This window comes from Mesorhizobium sp. M8A.F.Ca.ET.021.01.1.1 (genome assembly GCF_003998025.1).
Taxonomy (GTDB): domain Bacteria; phylum Pseudomonadota; class Alphaproteobacteria; order Rhizobiales; family Rhizobiaceae; genus Mesorhizobium.
Map to the genome: position 1 here is coordinate 1 of NZ_RZSJ01000523.1, position 4,392 is coordinate 4,392.

The following is a 4,392-nucleotide window of genomic DNA, read 5'->3' on the forward strand; positions in this document are numbered from 1 at the left end:
CCTCTCGCCGGTTTTCTTCCAGAGGACCTCGCTGCCCATATGGCTACAGCCATGGCTCTCACTGAATCCGCTAGCGATTCCCGTCGAGAGTTTCCGTGACGTAGTGATTTTTGATATAGAGCCGGATTGGTTGGCGCTTGGCAGCTATTTGCTCGCGGCGATTGCGGTCGCGTTTCTCGGCTATCAATTTTTCCAAAAGACACGCCGGGGATTTGCAGATGTCCTCTGACAAGATCGGTGCGTCGGACGTCGCTATTCGCGTGCGCGATGTGTCTAAACACTACGTCATGTTCAACCGCCCCGAGGATCGCTTCAAGCAGATGCTCGTGCCACGGTTGGAGCGGCTGATCGGGCGTCCGCCACGCCGTTATTTCCGGGATTTCGCCGCCCTATCCGGAGTCTCCTTTGAGATAGGACGCGGCGAAACTATCGGTATCATCGGCCGTAATGGCTCCGGCAAATCGACACTGCTGCAGATCATCTGTGGCACGCTGCAGCCAACCAGCGGCTCGGTCGAGGTCAATGGCCGCATCGCCGCGCTGCTGGAGCTTGGCGCTGGGTTCAATCCCGAATTCACCGGCCGCGAAAACGTCTTTCTCAATGCCTCGATCCTCGGCGTGCCGCGCAAGGAAATGGAATGGCGTTTCGACGATATCGCTCGTTTCGCCGATATAGGCCCCTTCATAGACCAGCCGGTGAAGACCTATTCGTCGGGTATGTATGTACGGTTGGCCTTCGCCACCGCAATCAATGTTGATCCCGACATCTTGGTGGTGGATGAGGCGCTCGCTGTGGGCGACGAGGCATTCCAGCGCAAATGTTTCGCCCGCATCGAGCAAATCAAGGATAAGGGCGGCACCATTCTTTTTGTCAGCCACGGTGCGTCGACCATCGTTCAGCTGTGCACGCGGGCGATGCTTATGGATGGAGGCGAACTTATCCTGGAAGGTCGGCCAAAAGCAGTGGTGGCGCAATATCAACGGTTGGTCAGCGCCAGCACGGAGGTGGCGACAGAAATTCGCACCGGGATTAAGGCGCTCCGTGCCGTTTCGCCGACCACCAGGGCAGCAGTTACTGACAATTTCGAAAACAAGCCTTCCGCCCCCGATCCTGAAAGGCCCGCCGCTTCGCCTGCCGGAGAAGCCTCCGATGCAGTCGTCGCTTTACCGATCGAGGCCGAACCGAGCGACACCGTCAGCCAGTATGCAGATTATCATGATCCCAACCTCAAGTCGAAGTCCGCAGTTTATCTCGAAGAACGGGGTGCCCGAATTCGAGACCTTCGCGTTCTGACTCTCAGTGGTGAGGGGGTGAATGTACTGCAAATGGGAAAGCGGTATGTCTTGGAATATACCGTGTTTTTTTCGTCCGATGCAAGCGAGGTCGGCTTTGAGTTTCTGTTCAAAAATGTGACAGGCTTAGTGTTGGCGGGCTCGGACACGCACAGAGTAAAAGGAGAAAGAACCAGATTCGTCAGATCTGGTTCTGAAATGACAATAAGTTTTACTTTTAACTGTGTCATGTTGCCGGGAGTATATCTCGCAAGTGCCGGTGTGCGAGGTTTGGTCAACGACGAGTTGCGTATGCTTCACAAAATTATCGAAGGCATTCTCATCCGTGTCGCCAACGAGCCAGACCTTGCAGCAATCGGCTACGCCAACTTGGACGTAACGCCGCAGGTGGCGGTGTCGTCAGCAGAACTTCCAGAGCGTTGAGTGTCTCGACGGCCCTGGATTTGGTGTGTTCGATAACATCTAGAAGCAGGTCACGTTTGCCCCCCTCAATGAGGTTCAAGGCAGCGCCCGTGACTTCATCCTCCTTCGCGTGCTCAATCCGATAGACAAATGGCCATCCAGAGGTGGAAAGGAGGTTTGTCAGCTTCCCACCTCCGCGAATCTGATCGATCGCGATGAAGGGAACCTCATTGCGCATCGCCAGAACTGCGCCATGAAAACGAGATGTGAGCACGAGATCACAAGACGAGTATAGAGCCTCAATTTCGACAGGTGCGCGACCAGAGCGGGTCAAGTGGTGCTCTATCTCAAGCGTTCTCACTTGATATTTTGTGGCCAAGCTGTCGAGCACCCGCGCCGTAAGAGCGCTAGTGCGATCGTGAAGTGAGCTCTGGGGTCCATACTCGCCTTGCTCGCCGCGGAGCACCAATCCGACAACAAGCGGTTCATTTGGTTCACGCGCTCGCTTTGGAGTGACCCGCGAAGGCGCGAGAATGGCGACGTCCTCAAAGCGCCGACCGCCTCCTTCTCTAGCCAACACGACGTCAAACGGCTGCACGTAGTTGATATGGTCTCGGCCAAAGAGGCTTATGCTGATCCCGATTTTGCTAATCGACGGAAATCGACGAATTATCGTCTCTACAATCGGATGATCTCTGATGACCGGACCGCAAACAAAAACCAACGTGGCGTAGTCGCCCTCGGCGATTTCGTCTAGCGCCACCCTTTCGCCGGAAATTTCAAACGCGGTACTCGCTGTTAGATGCCTGAAATTCAACCCCAACGCTTTCATACGGGCAGCAACACTCTGCACTGCGAATAGGTCGCCGATAGTTCCATTGTCTTTCAGCGATCCATACCAGCACAAAAGGATAGGCGGCGCTTTGGCCGCCGTGTCAGTGACTGTGGCGTGTCGGCCGCTCGGATGTGGGATGTAACGGCCGGATGGGTGCCTGCCGAAGTTGCAAAGAAATTGGTAGATGCTTCCTTCGCGAACGGCACTGTGGTCAACTTTGTGCGTAAGCTTCAAGATCGGAATCTTGGCAAGAGATACGATCTCTCTGTCTTCTTCTGAAATCGCGCCAAGCAATCGCGTCTCATAAGGTGCGAATATATGTGGGCCGCCGGCTGATATTTTCGGCACTTGGTCCCACAACACGCGAAATTTTCTGCTATTTTGATAAGCTTGGCCAAATAGGTGATGGAACCAGAAATAGTCCGGGTCAACTGCTCGGTTCTGCCAGTGTTGATGGACCAGCCGGCGCCATTCATAAGTTAGGTAGGAGGACTGGCTGGCAGCCAAAAACCATGAAGATAGCATTCGGGAAGGGGCAGGCCGCTCGAAGGCAAAGAAACCTTCTGACATGACGCTATCAAGCCACTCATCGAGAGGCTGCAGACAATAGCAGGTAGCGTCGACCCACACTCCGCCATATCTGCACAGAAGCTCGATACGCACGATATCACTATATGCCGCATCTGAAAGCGATCTGGAGAGAAGCGAATTTGGATCGCTAACATCGGGCAAAAAGTCGGCCAAATTCCCTTTGGCCAGGATTTGGATCGTCCAGCCGGGGTTCATTCTCTCCCAAGAGTTCACACATGCTTTCACGATCTGTGGCGCTGTTTCGATGCCTTGCAGCCACAGCATCCAGATAATTTTAGGTGGCATCGTTCATCCCGTTTGCGACACGCGGCCTTAGCCTGCCTTAGCAGCGTGCATCCCAGTCCTCAACCCCGACCACGCGCAGTGCACGTTCCTCATTCTCTGCGATCCGATAGGCAATACACAGACAATGACTTGCGTGGGAATGCCAACCCAAAAAAAACATCTGGCTATGCCCCGCGGCCCGCAGTATGCGATACAGCAGGCGGGGGCCGGAAATGCTACTTGGAAGTGTGACGGTCACGAATGGTTCTCGTGCTGACACTTTGCGGGTAGTCATGCCGACAGCCTGGAGTTTAGTACTGCCTAATGAATACTTCCCTGGAAGCTGTGTTCGGGCTCAGGCCACAGGTGCGGCGCGCCTTCATCATGGTCCAGGACGTGGTCATGGTCCTGGTCGCCGTGGCGCTCAGCCTTGTCCTGTCGCGGTCGGATCTTTCGTTCGGCGCGCTCTCCACGGAGGGCCTTGTCACCTGGGCCGGCATCGTTCTCATCAGCCATCTTCTGTTCAGATATTGCGGCCTCTACACCACGGTCTGGCGCTTCGCCTCGACGCCTGATTTCTTCAACATCCTGAAGAGCTGCGCGATCCTGACATTCGTGCTTTACGCCGTCTCGCTGGTCGTGCGCTTCTTCCAGCCTGTCGCGGGCCTCAACGAGCGCCAGTTCATCGTCTTTTTGCTCGTCTCCTTCACCATCATCTCGGCGCCCCGGCTGTTCTACCGCTTTCTGCGTGACGGCGCGAGCTGGGGTGTTCTGAACGGCAAGGCCGACACGGCGCGCGCCAAACAGGCCCTGTTCGTCGGGAGGCTGAGCGAGGCCGACCTGATCATTCGTTTCACGCGCACGGCGCAGCCCGCCGACCATTCCATCGTCGGCATCATGGCCACCGAGCACGGCGCACCGCTCGGCACGCGCATTCAAGGGGTTCCCGTGGTGGCGACCCGGCCGCGCCTGATCGATGTGCTGGAGGATTATGCGACCGGCACCAAG

Annotated in this window: 2 protein-coding genes and 2 pseudogenes; 3 read left to right on the top strand and 1 reads right to left on the bottom strand. The window is 56.0% G+C overall.

Annotated elements, in window-relative coordinates; genetic code table 11:
* Together EOA36_RS37825 and EOA36_RS28845 are read left to right on the top strand one after the other, a co-directional pair.
* Positions 1–229 (top strand): annotated as a pseudogene (locus tag EOA36_RS37825) (ABC transporter permease); the annotation flags it as partial.
* Entirely contained in the window at positions 219–1,715 is a 1,497-nt protein-coding gene (locus EOA36_RS28845) for an ABC transporter ATP-binding protein (protein ID WP_127280410.1), read from the top strand. The pseudogene EOA36_RS37825 and the gene EOA36_RS28845, both read left to right, overlap by 11 nt.
* On the opposite strand, the gene EOA36_RS28850 is transcribed toward EOA36_RS28845, so the two are convergent.
* Complete coding sequence (locus EOA36_RS28850; protein ID WP_127280411.1) at positions 1,612–3,405, bottom strand: capsular polysaccharide synthesis protein; 1,794 nt, start codon at positions 3,403–3,405, stop codon at positions 1,612–1,614. The genes EOA36_RS28845 and EOA36_RS28850 overlap by 104 nt on opposite strands.
* A 303-nt stretch (positions 3,406–3,708) precedes the next feature.
* Here EOA36_RS28850 and EOA36_RS28855 point away from each other — a divergent pair.
* Positions 3,709–4,392, top strand: a pseudogene (locus EOA36_RS28855) (polysaccharide biosynthesis protein); the annotation flags it as partial.

Coding starts and splice junctions, on each gene's coding strand:
- EOA36_RS28850 (WP_127280411.1), bottom strand. CDS start 3,405: ATGCCACCTAAAATTATCTGGATGCTGTGGCTGCAAGGCATCGAAACA.
- EOA36_RS28845 (WP_127280410.1), top strand. CDS start 219: ATGTCCTCTGACAAGATCGGTGCGTCGGACGTCGCTATTCGCGTGCGC.